This is a genomic window from Limnomicrobium aquaticum (assembly GCF_040545545.1).
Classification (GTDB): Bacteria; Pseudomonadota; Alphaproteobacteria; order Rhizobiales; family Rhizobiaceae; genus Ensifer_A; species Ensifer_A aquaticum.
In genome coordinates this window covers 25,384-45,080 of sequence record NZ_JBEPMB010000010.1, presented here as the reverse complement: position 1 = coordinate 45,080, position 19,697 = coordinate 25,384, and the positions used below count along the sequence as shown (strand labels likewise).

General features: G+C 61.4%; 20 protein-coding genes and 1 tRNA gene. 10 read left to right on the top strand and 11 right to left on the bottom strand.

What is annotated here, in order from left to right; all coding sequences use genetic code 11:
- The first annotated feature begins 37 nt into the window (after positions 1-37).
- From ABID16_RS21195 to ABID16_RS21185, 3 genes are all read left to right on the top strand, one after another.
- A complete protein-coding gene (locus tag ABID16_RS21195; protein ID WP_354558370.1) occupies positions 38-1,423 on the top strand; it encodes an NAD(P)/FAD-dependent oxidoreductase in 1,386 nt (461 codons plus the stop codon).
- A 130-nt stretch (positions 1,424-1,553) separates the two neighbouring features.
- Complete coding sequence (locus tag ABID16_RS21190; protein ID WP_354558369.1) at positions 1,554-2,183, top strand: GntR family transcriptional regulator; 630 nt, start codon at positions 1,554-1,556, stop codon at positions 2,181-2,183.
- A gap of 275 nt (positions 2,184-2,458) precedes the next feature.
- Complete coding sequence (locus ABID16_RS21185; RefSeq protein WP_354558368.1) at positions 2,459-3,763, top strand: NAD(P)/FAD-dependent oxidoreductase; 1,305 nt, start codon at positions 2,459-2,461, stop codon at positions 3,761-3,763.
- 69 nt (positions 3,764-3,832) lie between these two features.
- Here ABID16_RS21185 and ABID16_RS21180 read toward each other — a convergent pair whose 3' ends face one another.
- The 6 genes from ABID16_RS21180 to ABID16_RS21155 all read right to left on the bottom strand — a co-directional run bounded on the left by ABID16_RS21180 (position 3,833) and on the right by ABID16_RS21155 (position 8,173).
- Entirely contained in the window at positions 3,833-4,762 is a 930-nt protein-coding gene (locus ABID16_RS21180; RefSeq protein WP_354558367.1) for an electron transfer flavoprotein subunit alpha/FixB family protein, read from the bottom strand.
- Positions 4,763-4,783: 21 nt separating this feature from the next.
- On the bottom strand, positions 4,784-5,533 hold the full coding sequence (locus ABID16_RS21175; RefSeq protein ID WP_354558366.1) for an electron transfer flavoprotein subunit beta/FixA family protein: 750 nt from the start codon (positions 5,531-5,533) through the stop codon (positions 4,784-4,786).
- A 288-nt stretch (positions 5,534-5,821) separates the two neighbouring features.
- Entirely contained in the window at positions 5,822-6,532 is a 711-nt protein-coding gene (locus ABID16_RS21170; protein WP_354558365.1) for a rhomboid family intramembrane serine protease, read from the bottom strand.
- Positions 6,533-6,536: 4 nt separating this feature from the next.
- A complete protein-coding gene (locus tag ABID16_RS21165) occupies positions 6,537-7,115 on the bottom strand; it encodes a cob(I)yrinic acid a,c-diamide adenosyltransferase (protein ID WP_354558364.1) in 579 nt (192 codons plus the stop codon).
- Positions 7,116-7,120: 5 nt separating this feature from the next.
- Positions 7,121-7,318, bottom strand: coding sequence for a twin transmembrane helix small protein (locus tag ABID16_RS21160; RefSeq protein WP_354558363.1), 198 nt, complete (start codon positions 7,316-7,318; stop codon positions 7,121-7,123).
- Between the two features lie 24 nt (positions 7,319-7,342).
- Positions 7,343-8,173, bottom strand: coding sequence for an SDR family oxidoreductase (locus ABID16_RS21155; RefSeq protein WP_354558362.1), 831 nt, complete (start codon positions 8,171-8,173; stop codon positions 7,343-7,345).
- Between the two features lie 113 nt (positions 8,174-8,286).
- On the opposite strand from ABID16_RS21155, the gene ABID16_RS21150 reads away from it, so the two are divergent.
- Positions 8,287-9,234: a YihY/virulence factor BrkB family protein gene (locus tag ABID16_RS21150; RefSeq protein WP_354558438.1), complete on the top strand. Its 948-nt coding sequence runs from the start codon at positions 8,287-8,289 to the stop codon at positions 9,232-9,234.
- Here ABID16_RS21150 and gluQRS read toward each other — a convergent pair.
- A complete protein-coding gene (gene gluQRS / locus ABID16_RS21145) occupies positions 9,169-10,056 on the bottom strand; it encodes a tRNA glutamyl-Q(34) synthetase GluQRS (protein ID WP_354558361.1) in 888 nt (295 codons plus the stop codon). The genes ABID16_RS21150 and gluQRS overlap by 66 nt on opposite strands.
- Positions 10,057-10,099: 43 nt before the next feature.
- Between gluQRS and ABID16_RS21140 the strand changes: the two genes are divergently transcribed.
- Both ABID16_RS21140 and ABID16_RS21135 read left to right on the top strand, forming a co-directional pair.
- A complete protein-coding gene (locus ABID16_RS21140) occupies positions 10,100-10,747 on the top strand; it encodes a DNA-3-methyladenine glycosylase family protein (RefSeq protein WP_354558360.1) in 648 nt (215 codons plus the stop codon).
- A 127-nt stretch (positions 10,748-10,874) separates the two neighbouring features.
- The gene (locus ABID16_RS21135; protein WP_354558359.1) at positions 10,875-11,432 is read left to right on the top strand and encodes an HNH endonuclease; all 558 of its coding nucleotides are present in this window, start codon (positions 10,875-10,877) and stop codon (positions 11,430-11,432) included.
- A 230-nt stretch (positions 11,433-11,662) separates the two neighbouring features.
- On the opposite strand, the gene ABID16_RS21130 is transcribed toward ABID16_RS21135, so the two are convergent.
- Positions 11,663-12,181 (bottom strand): disulfide bond formation protein B, encoded by a 519-nt coding sequence (locus ABID16_RS21130; RefSeq protein WP_354558358.1) that lies wholly within the window; start codon positions 12,179-12,181, stop codon positions 11,663-11,665.
- Positions 12,178-12,774, bottom strand: coding sequence for a YqaA family protein (locus ABID16_RS21125; RefSeq protein WP_354558357.1), 597 nt, complete (start codon positions 12,772-12,774; stop codon positions 12,178-12,180). The genes ABID16_RS21130 and ABID16_RS21125 overlap by 4 nt, the downstream gene beginning before the upstream one ends.
- A gap of 219 nt (positions 12,775-12,993) precedes the next feature.
- Here ABID16_RS21125 and ABID16_RS21120 point away from each other — a divergent pair.
- From ABID16_RS21120 to ABID16_RS21105, 4 genes are all read left to right on the top strand, one after another.
- A tRNA-Leu gene (locus ABID16_RS21120) sits at positions 12,994-13,078 on the top strand.
- A 37-nt stretch (positions 13,079-13,115) separates the two neighbouring features.
- Entirely contained in the window at positions 13,116-13,430 is a 315-nt protein-coding gene (locus tag ABID16_RS21115; RefSeq protein WP_354558356.1) for a hypothetical protein, read from the top strand.
- Between the two features lie 80 nt (positions 13,431-13,510).
- Positions 13,511-15,205 carry an ArnT family glycosyltransferase gene (locus ABID16_RS21110; protein ID WP_354558355.1) on the top strand — a complete coding sequence of 565 codons (1,695 nt, stop codon included), beginning with the start codon at positions 13,511-13,513 and terminating at the stop codon, positions 15,203-15,205.
- Positions 15,206-15,365: 160 nt separating this feature from the next.
- Positions 15,366-16,985 carry an AMP-binding protein gene (locus ABID16_RS21105; RefSeq protein ID WP_354558354.1) on the top strand — a complete coding sequence of 540 codons (1,620 nt, stop codon included), beginning with the start codon at positions 15,366-15,368 and terminating at the stop codon, positions 16,983-16,985.
- Positions 16,986-17,013: 28 nt separating this feature from the next.
- Here ABID16_RS21105 and ABID16_RS21100 read toward each other — a convergent pair whose 3' ends face one another.
- Together ABID16_RS21100 and ABID16_RS21095 are read right to left on the bottom strand one after the other, a co-directional pair.
- Positions 17,014-18,270, bottom strand: a complete 1,257-nt coding sequence (locus tag ABID16_RS21100) for a GNAT family N-acetyltransferase (protein ID WP_354558353.1) — start codon at positions 18,268-18,270, stop codon at positions 17,014-17,016.
- On the bottom strand, positions 18,267-19,682 hold the full coding sequence (locus tag ABID16_RS21095; RefSeq protein ID WP_354558352.1) for a lipopolysaccharide biosynthesis protein: 1,416 nt from the start codon (positions 19,680-19,682) through the stop codon (positions 18,267-18,269). The genes ABID16_RS21100 and ABID16_RS21095 overlap by 4 nt, the downstream gene beginning before the upstream one ends.
- Positions 19,683-19,697 lie beyond the last annotated feature (15 nt).

Below are 19,697 nucleotides of genomic sequence, written 5' to 3'. Positions count from 1 at the left end.
TTGCGAATTTTCCAAGTGTAAAAAGGTTGCCACACTTATGCAGGTCAAGATGAACGGCAATGTGTCTTTCTGGTATGCCGATCTTGGCGGCCTGCCGGAAAAACGCGCCGCTTTGCCGGGCGATCGCGAGGCGGATATGTGTATCATCGGCGGGGGTTATACCGGGCTCTGGACCGCCTATTACCTGAAAAAAGCCGATCCTTCGCTTTCCATCATCATCGTCGAACGCGAATTTGCCGGCTTCGGCGGGTCGGGTCGGAATGGCGGCTGGCTGTCCGGCGGCTTCGACTGGTCGCGGGAGAAATATCTGAAAGATTCCAGCCGGCAGGCGGTGATCGCCATGCAGACGGCGATGGCGGGCACGGTGGACGAGGTCATCCGCGTCGCCGAGCATGAGGGAATCGATGCTGATATTCTCAGGGCCGACAATCTCGTTGTCGCGACCAATGCCGCCCAGATGGGGCGGCTGGCTGATGACCACCGGACAATGCGGGACTGGGCGGTTCCGGCGGAGAAGATTGCGCTGCTTTCGGCCCGCGAGGCGGCGGAGCGGGTTCGCGTGGACGGCGTTCAGGGCGGGCTGGTCGTGCGCGGCATGGCGCGGGTGCAGCCGGCAAAGCTGGCCCGCGGGCTGGCGGACGCCGTCGAGCGGCTGGGCGTGACGATTTACGAGGGGACGGCCGTCACCGGTTACAGCAAGGGTGTGGTGGAGACGGATCGCGGGATCGTGCGGGCGCCGGTGATCCTGCGGGCGACGGAGGGGTTCACGGCAGGCCTGAAGGGCCACGAGCGCGAGTGGCTGCCGCTCAACAGTGCGCAGATCGTGACGGAACCCTTGCCGGATGCACTGTGGGACGAGATCGGCTGGCGGGGGCATGAGCTTCTGGGTGAGGGTGCGCATGCCTATTGTTATGCGCAGCGCACCCGCGAGGGACGGATTGCGATGGGCGGGCGCGGGGTTCCCTATCGCTTCGGTTCGCGCACGGATGTCAACGGGCAGACGCAGGATGCGACCGTCGCGCAGCTGCATGGGATCCTTATCCGGCTGTTTCCGAAGCTGAAGGATGTGCGGATCGATCATGCCTGGTGCGGTGTGCTGGGTGTCCCACGCGACTGGTGCACGACGGCGGGGTTCGACGCGGCGAGCGGCCTCGGCTGGGCCGGGGGCTATGTCGGACTTGGGGTTTCGAGTTCGAATCTGGCGGGGCGGACGCTGACTGATCTCGTGCTGAAGCGGGATACCGAACTCGTGCGTCTGCCCTGGGTAAACCGTCGTGTCAGCCGCTGGGAGCCGGAACCGATGCGCTGGCTCGGCGTTCATTCCATGTATCAGTTGTACAAGATTGCGGACCGGCGCGAAGCGGAGGGGCTGGGGCGCACATCGCGGCTGGCGCGCCTGGCCGACAAGCTCACGGGACATTGATGAACCTGATGATTGCTGGCACTGGCATCGCGACGCGACTGACGATAATCTCCGCTAAACAGATTTGATCAATCGCCGGGTGAACGGGAAGACATTGCTGAAGCCATTGGACAGGAACGCGCGGGAAAGCGTGAAAAAATGGACCTACCGGTCGCTGCGCCATTCGGTGATGACGGGGCGTCTGCCGCCGGGGCAGGCCGTCACCATAACCGGACTCGCCGATGAACTTGGCGTGTCGGCCATGCCGATCCGCGAGGCGCTGCATCTGCTGGTCGCCGATGGAGCGCTGGAGCATATGGACAATCGCCGCGTCCGCGTGCCCAACATGACGCCGGAGAAATTCGACGAGACGCTGTCGGCGCGCATTGCACTGGAAACGTTGGCGGCCGAGCGCGCCATGCTCCATGTTGACGAGGCGCGACTTGCCCGCATGCAGAAGCTCGATGCCGAGATCGATGAAGCCTATGACGCTGGCGATATAGAAAGCGGGATCGAGCGCAACTTTGCTTTCCACCGTTGTCTCTACGAAACGCGCTCGTCTGCAGTGCTCCTGCCGCTGATCGAATCGGTCTGGGTGAGGCTCGGGCCGTTCATGCGGGAGGCGGCTGAGCATCTGGCCGAGACCTACCGTTTCGACCGCCACGCGGAGGCCATGCAGGCGATCCGCGACAAGGATGCCGAGGCGCTGCGACGCGCCATCATTTCCGATATTCAGGATGGCGCCGGCTATCTCGGGCGCAAGCGGTTCTCCGATGCTTAGGGTCAAAACTCAATCAGGACAGGTGTTCTGTTGATTGTGGTGGGATTGAATGGTGGTGAACAAGCGCAAGGCAAGGCCCAGGGCCTTGTCGAGCATTGTTCACAATCAGGCGGCCCACCACGTTCAACCCTTCGGGCACGCTGTATCTTGCGCCTGCGGGCGTCGCAAAGGTTTGAAAATGATGAGCATTCCCTACGCCTTTCCTCCTACTCAGACGCAAAATACAGCGTGCAGAACACCTATCCTGATTGAATTTTGACCATAAAGGTGGCTGCTTGGATATCCTGACGATCAACGGCGATATCGGCCGCTATCCGCAAAGTTATTATGCGGCCACAGCCCATCCCTTCGAGGCGCTGCCTGCGCCCGAGGGCGAGATGCGCTGCGACGTGTGCATCATCGGCGGCGGGTTCACAGGGGTGTCGAGTGCGATGCATCTGGCGAAGCGCGGCTACAAGGTGGTGTTGCTTGAGGCGAACCGTATCGGCTGGGGCGCTTCCGGGCGCAATGGTGGCCAGGTAAACACCGGCATGCGGCTCGACCAGCCGGTGCTTGAAGAGAAATACGGACGGGAGACGGCGCATCGGCTGTGGACGGTGGCGACGCAAGCCGTCGATCTGGTTAAGGCGCTCATTGCCGAGCACGCCATTGATTGCAGGTTCAAGCCGGGTGTCATTCACGCGTCGCACCGCGCCGGAGATGCGCGGCATATGGCCGAACTCGTCGAGACGATGCGGGAGAATTACGGCGTCGGCTCGATGGAATTGCTCGACCAAGAGGCGCTTCATGCGCTGCTGCCGACGGATTTCTATTGCTGCGGTTTGCTGGATCGCGATGCCGGTCACCTGCATCCGCTGAACTATCTTTTCGGGCTTGCCCGTGCCGCGCAGGCGCATGGGGCGGTGCTGCATGAGAATGCGCGGGTGGTGGAGATCACGAAGGACAGTCCGGCTACGGTGAAGACGGAGCGGGCATCGATCCGGGCGGATCATGTCGTGGTCGGCGTCAATGGCTACGGCGGCCATCTCATCGGCGAGGATGCGCCCTTTGTCATGCCGATCAATGCTTATATCGGTACGACGCGGGTGCTGACGGAGGACGAGGCGGCGCGGGTGCTGACGCAGGAATACGCGGTTGCCGACTCCAAGTTTGTCATCAACTATTTCCGCCTGACTGAGGATCGCCGGCTGCTGTTCGGCGGCGGCGAGAGTTATGGCTATCGTTTCCCGCGCAACCTTGACGGGATCGTGCGAAGGCCGATGGCGGAAGTTTTCCCGCATCTGAAGGACGTTCCCTTTGACTATCGCTGGGGCGGGACGCTAGGAATTACGATGAGCCGGATGCCGCATTTCCGCAGGCATGCCGGGAATATCCTGACGGCCGGCGGGTTTTCGGGGCAGGGCGTGGCGCTGGCGACGCTGTCGGGGCAGGTGATTGCGGATGCGATTGCGGGGCAGGCGGAGCGGTTCGATCTGATGGCGTCGCTGCCGGGAACTCCGTTTCCGGGTGGGGTGGCGTTGCGGTTGCCGCTCCTGGTGCTGGCGATGACTTGGTATGCGCTGCGGGATCGGCTGGGGTAATTCTTTATACACCAAAAAAAAGCGGGCCGGCAATACCGACCCGCTTCACAATGACTGTCCCTTTTCGGCTCAGAGCGCCTTTTCGAGCTCCGGCAGGGCTTCGAAGAGGTCTGCCACGAGGCCGTAGTCGGCGACCTGGAAGATCGGGGCTTCCTCGTCCTTGTTGATGGCGACGATGACCTTCGAGTCCTTCATCCCGGCGAGGTGCTGGATGGCACCGGAAATGCCGCAGGCGATGTAGAGTTCGGGGGCCACGACCTTGCCGGTCTGGCCGACCTGCCAGTCGTTCGGTGCATAGCCGGCATCGACGGCAGCGCGCGAGGCGCCAACGGCAGCGCCCAGCTTGTCGGCGACGGGCAGGATGACTTCCTGGAACTTCTCGGACGAACCGAGCGCACGGCCGCCCGAGATGATGATCTTGGCGGAGGTCAGTTCCGGACGGTCGGAGGATGAGAGCGCATCCGAGACGTGGGACGAAACGCCCGGATTAGCGGCGGCACCAACCGTCTCGACGGAGGCCGAACCGCCTTCGCCGGCAGCGGCGAAGGATGCGGTGCGCACCGTGATCACCTTCTTGGCGTCGGTGGACTGAACCGTCTGGATGGCGTTGCCGGCATAGATCGGACGCTTGAACGTATCAGCCGAAACGACCTCGATGATTTCCGAGATCTGCGCGACGTCGAGCAGGGCTGCGACGCGCGGCAGGATGTTCTTGCCCGTCGCGGTAGCGGCTGCGACGATGGCGTCATAGGAGCCGGCGAGCGACACGATAAGCGCGGCAACCGGTTCTGCGAGCTGATGGCCATAGGCCGCATCGTCAGCGACGAGCACCTTGGCGACGCCCGCAAGCTTGGCAGCCTGTTCGCCAACAGCGGAAGCGCCGGCACCTGCGACGAGCACATGAACGTCGCCGCCGATCTTGGCTGCAGCGGTCAGCGCCTTGGCCGTCTGGTCGGAAAGGGTCTTGTTGTCGTGGTCGGCAACGAGAAGAATGGTCATGATGGTTCTCCCTTCCGTTTCTTAGAGGACGCCGGCGGACTTGAGGCTGGAAACCAGCTCGCCCACGGACTTCACCTTGACGCCAGCCTTGCGGCCGCCCGGCTCTTCGGTCTTCAGCACCTTGAGGCGCGGCGAGACGTCGACGCCGTAGTCGGCAGGCGACTTCTTGTCGAGCGGCTTCTTCTTGGCCTTCATGATGTTCGGCAGCGAGGCATAGCGCGGCTCGTTGAGGCGCAGGTCGGTGGTGACGATGGCCGGGAGCTTGACTTCGATGGTCTGCAGACCGCCATCGACTTCGCGAGTGATGTTGGCCTTGGAGGCGTCAACGATCTCGACCTTCGAAGCGAATGTGCCCTGAGCCCAGCCCAGCAGTGCTGCGAGCATCTGGCCGGTCTGGTTCGAATCGTCGTCAATCGCCTGCTTGCCGACAATGACGAGGCCGGGCTGTTCGGCTTCGACGACGCCCTTGACGATCTTGGCAACGGCGAGCGGCTCGACGGTTTCGTCGGTCTCGACCAGAATGCCGCGGTCGGCACCCATGGCGAGCGCGGTGCGGATGGTTTCTTCGGCCTTGGCAGGACCCACCGACACGACGACGACTTCGTCGGCCTTACCGGTTTCCTTCAGGCGAAGCGCCTCCTCGACGGAGATTTCGTCGAACGGGTTCATCGACATCTTGACGTTCGCGAGCTCAACGCCCGTGCCGTCGCCCTTGACGCGGATCTTCACGTTGTAATCGACAACGCGCTTCACTGTGACAACAATCTTCATGGAGCCCTTCCTTCGCAAATTTCCTGGAGGAACATGCGTCAATCCACACGCGGCCATTTGCCGGTTGGCGACATGGATAAGCGTTTTTCCTCCAAATTCAACGCGCATCCCATCGCCCGAGGGATTTTTTTGTCGGCACTTTGAGTTCGCACGCCATACAATCGATTAGCGTCTACTCCAAGCCTCGTGCAGTGCTTTATCTTACGTTTACGTGAAGGTCAATAATCAACGCGGGCAATTGCTTGAGAGTGACAAATTCACGCATGCGAAAATGGTTCCCGATGTCGCTTACTCGCGTGGTTGTTCTGCCGTGGACGTAGCCCGGTCGAAGAGGTGCACGCTGCGCCGCTTGAGGGCGATCACCAGCACCGCGCCCGCAACAATGCCGCCTGTATGGGCGCCCCAGGAGACCATGCCGCTGTGGTCGGTGGCCAGCATGTAGAACTGTTCGCCGATCCAGAGAAGGAGCGGAATGAAGGCCGGCAGCGGTAGCGGAATGCCGAAGAGCACGAGCGCCCAGATGCGTACGCGCGGATGCAGGAGCACATAGGCCGAAAGCACGCCCGATACCGCGCCCGAGGCGCCGATGAGCGGCAGTTGTGATGCCGGATCCGTCAAGCCGTGGATGAAGGCACCGAAGGTGGCGCATGCGAGATAGAAAAGCGCGTAACGGACATGGCCCAGCGCATCCTCGATATTGTCGCCGAAGACCCACAGGAAGAGCATGTTGACTGCGATATGCATCGTGTCGATATGCAGGAAGGCATAGGTCACGAAGTTCGCCCAGGTCGGCACAAGGACGATCGAGGCGTCGAGCCTGTCGCCGGCGAACACGGTTCCGGGAATGAAACCAAGCGCCATCTGAAGAGTATTCTGTTCCAGAACCGGCTCGCGCCGCATGACGATCCAGACCAGAATGTTCGCGATGATCAGCGCATAGTTGACGTAAGCGCGCTTGATATACTTGAGGCCGTTCTGGTCGTGGATCGGCAGGAACATCCCGCTATCTGTCCTTTCCCGGCACCCAGAGCACGTCGCTTGCGCCATTGTCGTTGGCGACGCGGGCGGCGACGAAGAGCAGGTCGGACAGTCGGTTTATGTAGCGCATCGCCGCCGGGTTGATTGCGCCATGTTCGCGGTCGTTCAGCGCCACCATCAGGCGCTCGGCGCGGCGCGAGACCGTGCGCGCGACATGCAGCGCCGCCGAGGCAGGCGATCCGCCGGGAAGCACGAAGGAGCGCAGCGGCTGCAGGTTGGCGTTCAGTGCGTCGATCGCGTGTTCGAGGTTGTCGACCTGCTTCTGCGTGACCCGGAGCGGCTCGTAGCCCAGCTCTTCCGGGGTGCCGGGTGAGGCGAGGTCCGCGCCGAGATCGAAAAGCGCGTTCTGGATCGCAGCCAGGATCGGATCAAGTGTTGACATGGCAGCGGTCGACAGACGCGCCATACCGATGAAGGAATTCGTTTCGTCCACAACGCCGTATGCTTCGACGCGCAGGTCGGTCTTGGACACGCGGTCGCCGCCGGCAAGGCCGGTCGTGCCGTCGTCGCCGGTGCGGGTATAAATCTTGTTCAGCTTGACCATGCGGATCAGCGTCCCCCGCCGGTCAGCCACAGCGTCAGCATGATCAGCGCCACGGCAATCGCCTGCAGCGCCACGCGCATCTGCATCAGCTTGTTCGATGTGCTGCCGCTGCCGCCGCGCAACAGGTTCCAGAGACCCCGGATGAGAACGAGGGCGGTGGCGACCATGAAAACGATCGCCAGAATGTAGGTGAAACCACCCATGATGTTTCCTTGGATTTGCGGCTTTCAGCCGACTCTTGAGATCAGTTTGTAAAACATATCCGCAGGCAGCAGCTTTTTCAAAAGCATTCCCTGCTTGGCCACTGTGGTTACGGGATAATGCGCCTTTGGATTGGGCGATGTCAGCGCTTTTTCCAGAACCGTCATCACTGCCTCCGGCCCGAGCTTGCCTTTCGCACGCCGTTCGCCCTTCAGCCGGCCGAGCTGGCGCTCATAGGATGCCGCATGAACCGAGTTGCGATAATCGATATTGGCGAGGAACTTTTCGAGTGCGGTGGCGAGAAAACGGGATTCAATGGGGCCAGGTTCGATCAGCGAGACATGAATGCCGGTGCCTGCGAGTTCCATGCGTAAGGTGATGGACAGGCCTTCGAGCGCGAATTTCGAGGCTGTGTAAGCGCCGCGATAGGGCGCGGGGACGACGCCGAGGATGGAGGAGCATTGGACGATCCGGCCGTGGCCCTGCCTGCGCATAATGGGAACGATGAGCCGGGTCAGTTCATGCCAGCCGAAAAAATTGACGTCAAACTGGGCTTTCAGCACCTCAACGGTCAGGTCTTCGACCGCACCTGTCTGGCCATAGGCGCCGTTGTTGAAGAGTGCGTCGAGCGTGCCGCCAGTTCGTGTCGTCACGTCGTTAACGAGGCGGCGGATGCTGTCGAGATCGGCGTAGTCCATCAGGAATGTTTCGATGCCATCGTCTTCAAGCGAGACGCGGTCTTCCTCGCGCCGGACGGTGGCAAAGACGCGCCAGCCTTTTTCCTTCAGCGCGCGGGCGCAAAATGCGCCGATGCCTGTGGAACTGCCGGTAATCAGAATCGTTTTCCCAGATGTCATGGTGGATTCCTGTACAAACTTCATTGCATTTCCCATATCTGACAAGGTGACGCAACGAGATGGCGATGGTTCGCGACGAGCAGCCCATCACCACAGAAGAGGTCGGGGGTCCGGTGCCGGTATTTGTGAAGGTGATCTACCGGGTGCTTTATGACGCCCTCTACCACTTCACCGACGATGACGGCTGGGCCATGGCGAGCCATGTCGCGCTCTCGTCGCTGCTGGCCATTTTCCCGTTCCTGATCTTCGGCACGTCGTTGGCGACCTTTCTGGGGGCAAAGGAATTTGCCGAGACGGCGGTTCATCTGATCTTTGACACCTGGCCGGAAACCATTGCAGCACCGATCGCGAAGGAAGTCGTGCAGGTTCTGACCATTCCCCACGGGGGCCTGTTGACGGTCTCGGTTCTGGCGGCGGCTTACTTCGCCTCCAACGGGATCGAGGCGCTGCGCATTTCGCTCAACCGCGCCTATCGCGTTCATGAGCTGCGGCCCTGGTACATCACGCGCGCGCTCAGCCTCGTCTATGTGCTGGCGGCGGTTCTGGCGCTGGCGGCCGTCAGCGTCTTCCTCGTCGTCGTCCCGCTGGCGGCTGGTTACGTCGAAAGCTGGCTGCCATGGATGACGAGTATCATCAACGTGATCGAAAGCTGGCGTGTCTGGGGGACGATCATTGTGCTGACGGTGGCCCTCTTCATCGTGCATCTTTACATGCCGGCGGGACGGCGGCGCCTCATTCAAGTCGTGCCGGGCATTACCTTCACGCTGATCGCCTGGGCTCTTTCGGCCTATGTCTTTGCCTATTACATCTCGACCTTCGCCAATTACACGCGCACCTATGCAGGCCTCGCCTCGATCATGATCGTGCTGGTGTTCCTCTACATGACCGGCGTAATCTTCATCATTGGCGGCGAGATCAATGCGGCCATGATGAAATTCAGGGTGTTCCGCATGTTCGGGCGTTCGGGGACGCCCGTGCTTCCGATGACGGCCGGTTCAGCCGAGACCCAAGCGGCGGCGGATATCAAGGGGCGAGAGGCCGGCGGCGCGCAGCGCCGTTAGCGCCGTGTCGCCCTGGCTCTTGGATAATTTGCGTCCGTCCTCGCCAACGATAAGGCGGTGATGGTGGTAAATGGGTGCGGGGAGGCCCAGCAGCGTTTGCAGCAGCCGATGCACCGGAGTGGCGGCGAAGAGATCGAGACCGCGCACGACATGCGTCACGCCTTGCAGCGCGTCATCCACAACGACGGAGAGGTGGTAACTTGAGGGTGCATCCCAGCGCCAGAGCATGACGTCGCCCCAGATGGCTGGATCGAGGGTGAGTGTGCCGGCATGGGCGGGGCCGGTTTCGATGAAGGAAAGCTCGCTGTTTGCCGTTGCCAACGCTTTTGCCATGTCGAGCCGCCAGACATGCTGATCGCCGTCGGCGATGCGCGCTTCGGCTTCGGCTCGCGAAAGCTTCCGGTCATCCGGCGGATAGAGCAGCGCGCCGTCTGGATCACGAGGCCATGGCTTGCCCGATGCCTCTTGATCGGCCACGAAGCGTTTCACCTCCCCGCGGCTCATGAAGGCGGGATAGACGAGATCCATCGCCTTCAGCCGCTCAAGCGCGGCGCGATAGGCGTCGGTATGCTCTGATTGACGGCGGACAGGGCGTTCGTAATCGATGCCGAGCCAGCGGAGGTCTTCGTGGATCGCCTGTTCGTATTCCGGCCGGCAACGCGTAATGTCGATGTCTTCGATGCGCAGCAGCAGGCGTCCCCTGGCAGTTTTCGCCATGTCGTCGTTGAGCAGTGCGGACAAGGCGTGCCCGAGATGCAGATAGCCGTTCGGGCTTGGCGCGAAGCGGAAAACGGGTGGCATGGTCGAAGGCTTTTCGGGCATAGGATTTCATTTCAGAAATTTCGGGCGGTGCCAAGGAGGGCGCGTGAAGCCGATTACCAGCGAATTTGATATCGCGGCGGGGCTTGATGCACTCTTGACGCTTGATCCGCGGCTGGGCGACATCGTTGCGCGCGCGGGGCCGGTGCCTTTGCGTCTCCAGCCGGCCGGCTTTGCAGGGCTTGCCGAGATCATCGTGTCGCAAATGGTTTCCAAGGCTTCTGCATCCGCGATTTTCGGGCGGCTTGCGGCAAAGCTGAGTGGTGAAGTGTGTGGGGCGGGAGTAATTGCCCTCGGAGCGGATGGTCTGTTTGGTGTTGGTCTCTCTCGCGCCAAGGCTTCGGCCCTGCTGGCGATTGCCGAGGCGGAGATTGCGGGGCGGCTCGATCTGCAAGGAGCCTGCTGCATGGAGACTGCGGAAGCGCTTGCCCACCTGACCGCCGTCAAGGGCGTCGGACCGTGGACGGCGGAGGTCTATCTGATGTTCTGCGCCGGCCATCCGGATATCTTTCCCGTGGGGGATATTGCGCTCGTTCACGCCGTGCATCACGCTTTCGGTCGTGATGAGAAATTGAAAGGTCGCGATCTCGCGGCCTTGGCAGAATGCTGGTCGCCGTGGCGATCTGTCGCAGCCCGCCTCTTCTGGGCCTTTTATTCACAGGCTTTGCGGCGAGCGGCGGACCCCTTGGGTTGAGCCTGTTCTGGCATAGCGCAAGCCACGGGAAAGAAGACTAATTCCGCCTTTTCGCAGGGGCTTCACAATAGCGTCAAAACAAGCCTAGTATAGGAGTTGCAGATGCCGAATCGATCAGGAGAACGCCTTGACGATTGCAGTCTCACCGCAGTCCTTGCCCGCGCTGGTGCTCAACGCGGATTACAGGCCACTGAGTTATTATCCCTTGTCGCTTTGGTCCTGGCAGGACGCGATCAAGGCGGTTTTTCTTGACCGCGTGAATATCATCGCGGAATACGATCACGCCGTCTCCTCGCCAACGTTCTCGATGCGGTTGCCGAGCGTTGTGTGCCTGAAAAGCTATGTGAAACCGGCGCGCTATCCCGCCTTTACGCGCTTCAACGTCTTCCTGCGCGACAAGTTCGAGTGCCAGTATTGCGGATCGGAGGACGAACTGACCTTCGATCACCTCATCCCGCGCGCGCACGGCGGCGAGACCCGTTGGGACAACATCGTGACGGCCTGCGCGCCCTGCAATCTGCGCAAGGGCTCGAAGCTGCCACATCAGGCCAACATGCATCCGCGCCAGAAGCCCTGGCATCCGACGGTGCAGGAACTGCACAACAACGGCCGCTTCTTCCCGCCGAACTATCTGCATGAAAGCTGGATGGATTATCTCTACTGGGACAGCGAACTCCAACCCTGATTTCAGATATAAATCCGCCGGGATGGCCTGCAAACGGCGCTGCCTGCGCTTCCGGTGCTCACGTACTTCAGTACGCTCCGCTCCGGTTCTCGGCATCACCGTTTTCGGCTCATCCGGGCGAATTTCCGATCTGAAATCGGCACCGCTGCGGAGCGCCGCCGAAAATTTTTGCACGTCTTAACTGCGCAAGTTGGTTTCTCGCCCAAATCACAAGGCGTGCGCCAATTGCCTCACCCCTTGCGGCGGATGCCCCACACGGCCACGCCGGCGAGGATGAGGCTGGCGATCACGTTCCAGCCGGCGAAGGAGAGGCCAAGTACGCGGAGTGCCGCTTCCGTGCAGGACGGGCCGTGGACGGAGTTGAGGTCGCTCAGCAGGTTGCCAGCATCCTTGGTCACTGCGTTGACCGGTGTCGAGCAGGTCGACGGGCCAGGCCAGAAGCCCCATTCGGCGCCGGCGTGATAGGTGCCGATCCCCGCGCCGATCAGCATCGCGATCATGACGATGGCGATCAGCGCTTTCACGATCCAGGACGGCATGTTGATCAGCGCGGCAATCGCCGCAACGATCGCGACCGGGATCGAAAAGTAGTAGGGCTCGCGCTCCATGTAGCAGAGCGCGCAGGGGATGTAGCCGCCGATATACTGAAAGCCGAGCGCCGTCCCGACCGTCGCCGCCATGGCGACAGCCAGAAGGATTGCGGGGAGAAACTGGGGCTTTGCGGAGGCGTTCATGGTTTTGCCGATCATGAGGATGCGTGCAGGTAATGTAGCACGAGGTAGAGAAGGATGAGGAGGGCGGCGATTGCGCCGGCGATCAGGCCGAGACGCTTCTCGATGAATTCGCGGATCGGTTCGCCATAGATTTTCAGGAGAGCTGCCAGCAGGAAGAAGCGCGCGCCACGCGCCACGATGGCCGTGATGATGAAGAGACCGAGATTGACGTTGGCGACACCGGCCAGGATCGTCACGACCTTGATCGGGGGCAGATGCGCGAGCCCCGACGTGATCAGCAGCAGCACGATCATGCCGAAGCCGGTCTCGGCCTTCAGCTGTTCGAATGTCTGCAGCTTGCCGTAAAATTCGAGAACCGGCTTTGCCACGGCTTCAAAGGCATAATGACCGATATACCAGCCGAGAATGCCGCCCAGCACCGAAAAGACCGTTGCGACCGTCGCGTAGCGCCAGGCCCGCTCAGGGCGGGCGAGCGTCATGGGCAGGAACAGAACGTCGGCCGGGACCAGAAAGAAAGAGCTTTCGACGAAGGCGATGACGGCGAGCCACACTTCGGCGCTCTTCTTGCCAGCCAGCGAGATCGTCCAGTCATAAAGTTTGCGGAGCATGAAGGTCCTTCGCGTGGGGGCCGGCTTTGGGAGGAGGGACCGGCTTTTGCTGTGCTGCAATAGCGGGCTTTGAAAGGTCTGTAAATTCGGCCGCCGTTCAACAGTTCGTCAATTCGAATGCAAAGGTTGCGTTGGCCGACATTTTCCGGTTGACCGGCGATAGGCTCTCCGTATAGTCCGGCGCGGCTTGGCCATGCTTCGCATGTCGCCATGCAGGATGCCCCATTGGCGGAATTGGTAGACGCGCTCGACTCAAAATCGAGTTCCGCAAGGAGTGCTGGTTCGACCCCGGCATGGGGCACCACAGGCTTTCACCCCCCAGGCTCAAAGGTGCTGTTTCGATGCAGAACGTCATGATGATGGTGTTGCTGTCGGTGATCGCACTGGCGCTGATCACGGGGCTGTTCGTCTTTCTCGGCATGCGCTGGAACGCGCTCATTGCCGGAGCGGTGATCTATCTGCTGTTTGGCGGCTTTGTCGCCATGTCGCAGTTTGCCGGTGCGGGCGGTTGCCCGAGCTGGCGCACGGAGGGTGTGCTGATCCCGATTATAGCGTGGCCCGGAGATTTCTACGTCAATGTTGTCGCCGGCGATATCACGGCGCGGCGCTATCTCATCCCGCGCACCTGCGAGCTGCCCGCCTCCACGGCACGTTGACAGCTTTCCCTTCCAATTTCCACGGTGTCGAATTACATGTCCGCCGAATGCCGGATCCGGCGCAGAATTTCGAGGTTTAGATGATTGCCGACGCGAACTCCCCGGCAGGCCGTGCGGGCAGCCTTTGGCTGCCGTTCCTGATTTCGGTCGGGATTGCACTTTTCCTCACGACGCTGATGCCGACCACGATGTTCTGGGATCGCGACGAGGCATTCTATGCCCGGGCCGCCGTGGAGATGATCCAGTCCGGCAACTGGATCCTGCCGACCTACAACGACGCCGTCTTCCCGGATAAGCCGCCGCTGATCTACTGGCTGATGATGTTCTTCATGCACATTTTCGGCGAGAACGAGTTCGGTGCCCGCTTTGTCTCGGCCCCTGCCACTGCAGTCTCGTCCTTTTTCATCTTCCTCATTGCCAGCCGTCTGTTCGACCGGCGCGCCGGTCTGTGGTCGATGCTGGTGTTCGCCTCTTCGACGCTGACTGTGTATCTCGGCATTACTGCGATGCTCGATGCCGTTCTGGTCGCCACTGTTTGCGTTGCGCTCTGGGCGTTTCTGGCGATCATGCAGGATCGCGACGGCTTCTGGGGCAAAGCCGCCATCTTCCTCGTCGCGATTTCGCTTTCGCTGTTGACCAAGGGGCCTGTCGGACCATCGGTCATCGTGCCGGCGGTGGCCATTACCTGGTTCCTGACGCGTCGTGGCGAAAGGGCACCATTCTGGCAGATGGCAGTGCTGGCGGCCGCGACCTTCGTCGGCGTCGGCGTTTTCCTGCTCTGGGCCGTGCCGGCCAATACGATGAGCAATGGCGCCATGCTGGAGGCGGGGCTTGGCGAACATGTCATCGGTCGTGCGCTGAAGCCTATGCAGGGCCATGGTGCGTCCGGCTGGCTGGGCTATCTTGCCTTCCTGCCCGCCTATGTGCCGACCCTTTTCATAGGCTTCATGCCGGCAACGCTGTTCCTGCCGGCGGCGCTCGTCGGTATTTCGCGCCGTTCTGCCTCGGTCGGCAATCCTTCGCCGCGGCTGTTTCTTCTGTCCTGGATGGTTCCGGGCTTCATCATGTTTTCGCTGGCGGCCACGAAGCTGCCGCACTACATCGAGCCGCTGATCCCCGCCTTTGCCATGGCGGCGGGCGGCGTGATCGCGGGCCATCTCACCGGCGGAACGACGTCGCAGAGGATCGGACGTTGGCTCTACGTCCTGCAGACGGCGGGGCTCGCGGCGGCACTGCTTGCCGTTGTTGCCCTTGCCCCGACTTTGCTCCTGAAGATCGCGCTGGTTGTCCTTGCGCTCGGCTGCATCGGCTTTGCCTTCCGGATTTCGCTGCTCCACCGTCTCGGCCAGTTCGAGGGCGCCATGCGGGCGGCACTTCTCTCCGTTGTTCTGTTGATGGAGATCATGTTCCTCCTCGTAATCCCGGCGCTTGAAAAAGATATCAAGCTCTCTAAGCCGGTTGCGGAACTGCTGCGCAAGGAGTTCAAGCCCGGAACGCCTGTGTTCGAGGCTGACTATCTCGAGCCGAGCCTGGTCTTTTATCTCGGATGGCCTGTCAGCAGCCCCATCCGTGATATTCCCGGCGATCAGGCCGGGCGCTTGGCCTTTCTCAGCGCGGCAGGCGAACATGCGCTTGTTGCGACGCGGGAGCAGTATGATGCGCTGAAGGCGCTCGATCACAACGGTCGATTGGTCGAACTGGGCTCGTTCACGGCCTGGAATACCAATGTATCCGGCCGCTTGCAGACGGTTCTGGTCGCGCGCCTGAAGCCGTAGAGCGCCGATCCGATTGCACGGATGGGTACTCTTCTCCATTGTTTGACGCATAATCTGATCGAACCTCGTTCACTCCGGCCGGACTATGCTCGAAATCGTTCAAGCTTGATCCTTTGTCGCATTCGGTGCTATTCCGCAGTGCACAAAGGATCGAGCCTCCATGCTTTTGCCGTCACGCGAGACTTACGAAGAGCTAGTTGAAGACTTCGTCTGGGACATTCCGGCCGATTTCAATATCGGCCGTTCGGTCAGCGACGACTGGGCCTTCCGCGCGCCGGATCGCGTGTGTCTGGAGCATTTCAGCCCGGACGGCCATCATGTGAGCCTCACCTATGGACAATTGGCGGATCGGTCGTCCCGGCTGGCGGCGGCGCTGAAGGCGCTCGGCGTAGCGCAGGGAAGCCGCGTTGCGATCCTGTTGCCGCAGGGTTTCGAAACGGTGATTTCGCATGTTGCCGCTTACAAGATCGGCGCTGTGGCGCTGCCGCTGGCGCTGCTTTTTGGAGCCGATGCCATTGAATATCGACTGAATGATTCCGGTGCAGAGACCGTGATCACGAACCGTTTCGGTCTGGCGAAGATCAGGGATGCGCGAGCCGGATTGCCGGCGCTGCGGCACATCATTCTGGTCGGCGAGACGGAAGACGGGGTCTTCGGTTTCGACAATCTCATCGAGACCCACGATCCCATTGCCGAGCAAGCCGCGACCCGTCCGGACGATCCGGCACTGATGATCTACACATCTGGTACCACAGGCCCGCCGAAGGGTGCGCTGCATGGTCATCGGGTGCTGGCCGGGCACATGCCGGGCATCCAGTTCGCGCACCCGGACCTCGGTCAGCCCGGCGACAAGATGTGGACACCCGCGGACTGGGCCTGGGCAGGCGGCTTGTTGAATTGTCTTCTGCCCGCTCTTCTGCTCGGCGTTCCGGTCGTTTCTTCTCCTGGGCAGAAATTCGACCCCGAGACGGCATTCCGCATAATGGCGGAAATGGGTGTACGCAACGCCTTTATCCCACCCACAGCGTTGCGCCTTCTGCGTCCGGTGGAAAATCCTCGGTCGCGCTATGATCTCAAACTCCGCACCATCGGTTCAGCCGGGGAATCCCTCGGGCGCGAGACTTATGAGTGGGCCCGCGCGACGCTCGGCATCACCGTCAATGAATTCTATGGGCAGACGGAGTGCAATTTCGTGCTGTCGGCCAGCGAACGCTTTTGCGTGACGAAGTCAGGTTCGATGGGCAAGCCGGTACCCGGACATCGCGTCGCGATCATCGATGAAAACGGCGAGGTTCTACCTGCGGGGGTCGCGGGACAGGTCGCCGTTGCGCGGCCCGATCCGGTCATGTTCCTGGGCTATTGGAATAACAAGACTGCGACGGACAAGAAGTTCATTGGCGACTGGATGACGACGGGCGATCAGGGCGTGATGGACGAGGACGGCTATTTCGAATTCTTCGGTCGTGACGACGACGTCATCACCTCTTCCGGCTATCGCATAGGTCCCGGCGAGATCGAGGATTGTCTTCTCGGGCATCCCGCCGTTCGGCTCGCTGCGGCTGTTGGCAAGCCAGACCCGGTGCGGACCGAGATCGTCAAGGCGTTCGTTGTATTGAAAGATGGTTTTACGCCGACGCCGACGCTGACGACGCAGATCCGCGACTGGGTGAAGCACCGGCTGTCCATGCATGAATATCCGCGCGAGATCGAATTTGTCGATGCGCTTCCCATGACGACGACCGGCAAGATCATTCGCCGCGAACTCAGGGCCCGCGCCTGATCTTTGGCCGGGCGGCCTGCGGCTGGGATCAGCTGCGGCCGCGCAGCGACATGATCCGGTCGCGCAGCTTGCGTGCAACGTCACGCGTGTTCTGATAGAGATGGAGCTGCGTGGCGATCTGGCGGACGTCACGGTCGCGGCCGGGACTGAGGCCGATGATCAGGGTTGCCATGGCGTCGCGTTCGCGCCAGAGCCGGCTCATGACGGGGTGGTCGGGAACGGCAAGCGAATCCGTACGCACGATATTGGCATCGTCAAGATGCCATTCCGTCACCTTCGACATCAGTATCTTACCCGGCGAACAATCAGCATAGGCCTCGTTGTAGGCCGTCTTCCATGTATAGGCTTCGCCGGCGCTGAGGAACACGATCAGCGAGGCGATCGCCTGGCCGTCGAGGTCGATCGTGTGGATGCGCACCTTGTCGGCCTGGGCGAGATTGTAGATGGCTTCGCGAGCGAAGGCCGAGCGTAGCCTGTCGATCGTCAGGGCGGTCTTTTCCTTGCCCTTCCAGCCGCTCGCTTCCAGCAGCAGGAATTCCTCCATCCGCCGGACGACATCGCGCGGCTGGCGGGCGACGTTGTAGGTAACCTCGCCTTTTTCCGAGAGCTTTCGCCACTGACGGCGCATTTCGTGATTGTGTTTGGCCGACAGGCTTTCGCTCATATAGGTCTCGCCATCGAGCAGGCTCTCGAGCATCGGTCGTTCCCGCTGATCTGTGGCGGCGATCGGCAGGTTCCGGCCGAGCGCGAGTGCACGGATAAGCTGAGCGGCGGGACGGTCGATCTTGACGTCGGGGATGACCAAAACCTGGGGCAGGCCGGCGTCGGGACTGCCGAGCGCTTCGAACACGTTGTCGACGCTTTCGGCCGCTTCCTCGGCGTCGATCAGGGGCGTGCCAAGGGGGGCGAAGTGGTTTGCCCAGACCCGGATGATCGGCGAGCCGAGCCCGAGACCCGGACGTTCGACCGAAAATGGCATGAGGAAGCGGGCGCGTTTGCGACCATCGGTGTCGCGCAGGACGGCGAGACGGATCTGCTTTTCCTCGAGTCGCGGCAATGCCGGCGCCAGAAACTGGCCTGAAAAGAAGACATTCGCTTCGAGTGCGCGGTTGGACAGATAGTCGAGTTCGCCCTGCAGCTCGAAACCGGCCTGCGCGTCGTAGAAATAGAGGGCGCGGCCCGGTCGTCCGATGTCGATCTTCCGCGTTTCCCGAACGAGATCTTCCGCCAGGTCGGCGGACGTCCCTGTGGATACAGCCTGATGCGGGAAAGCGGGGTCGATCATGATTGACCTCTTGAATCGAACTTCGCCGGGCTGACAGCAAACGCAGAGAGCGCGATACCCAGCGTGCGGCGGATCGTGATGTGAAGAGCAACGGCCTCGAACACCATGGCGCCGGAGGTGGCGATGGCCACTCCGTAAAGACCATAATGCGGTATCAGGGTCACGTTGAGCCCGAGATTGACGGCAAGGGCCGTCGCATAGATGACGACGCAGCGGCGCTGCTCGCCCACCATCGACAGGAGCGCCTCGCCGGGTCCAATGGAGGCTTTGGCGAGGATGCCGACCAGGAGAATGGCGAGTAGCGGATAGCCTGCGACAAAGGCATGTCCGAAAAGAGAGAGCAGCAGCTTGCCGGCGACGAGCACGAGCAGGCCGATCGCAAGCGACGGCCAGAAACTCCAGCGCGCGGCCTGCCTTGCAAACTGCGCCAGCCGGCTTTTGTCGCCAGCCGCCCAAAGTGTCGAGAAGCGGGCGCTTGCCGCAGCCTTGACCGAGAAGAACACGAAATGGACCAGCGCCATCGTCTTTGCGGCGGCGAAGTAGATGGCCACGTCGGAGGGGTCGAGATAGAAGCCGACAATGACCACGTCGAAATTGGTCAGCAGGTAGAGAAAGCCTTCGATAAAGAAGATGGGGATTGCAACACGGAACCAGTTGCCGAAATCGATCTTGCGGCTCTCTGATGGGTAATGCCTGCCGATACGGGCAACCACGAAGATGAACTGACCGACGGACGTGATGTAGAGCGCGGCAAGTGTCGAGACCATGGCGGTGCGCGCGGTTGGGGGATAGCCGAACCTGACGGCGCCCGCCATGAAGAACAGGATGAGCAGCGGTCTGATGATGTAAGTCGGCGTGAGAGCAGCCAGCGGCCAGCTGTTGGCGCGGCCCATGCCTTCCTGCACGTCGCCCAGCGCCACCATGGGCAAGGCAAAAATGGCGAGAAAGAGCGGGATCACATAGTAGGATTCGATCCTGTCGCCCAGAAAGTGGAGCGCGATAAGGCCAGCCGCGCCGACACCCGTCGCGACGGTCATGGAAAACAGGCGCGCCGTCGAGGTCAATCCGCGAATTTCCGCATTCGCGCCTGCCTCGCGGTATTCGGGCAAGAACCGGATGACTGTCGTGTGAAAGCCGAGGCAGGAGAGGTTGCCGAGCAGGATCGTCATCACCCAGACGAAGGTGAAAAGACCGTATTCGAAATTCCCCATGAGGCGTGCGAGGATGATCTGCGAGACGAAGGCGATGGCTGCGCTGACGACGCGAATGGCGAAGGCGGACAGTGCCATGCGCTGGGCGCGCGCCTCCGCATCGCCGCCCTTGAGGACGACGATCAGGATCGCCAATATTTGCCGCCAACGCGCTTGTCCTTGCGCATCCCGCGTCTTGCTCAATTCATCGAAAGCAGTCATGGCCCAACTTGCCTG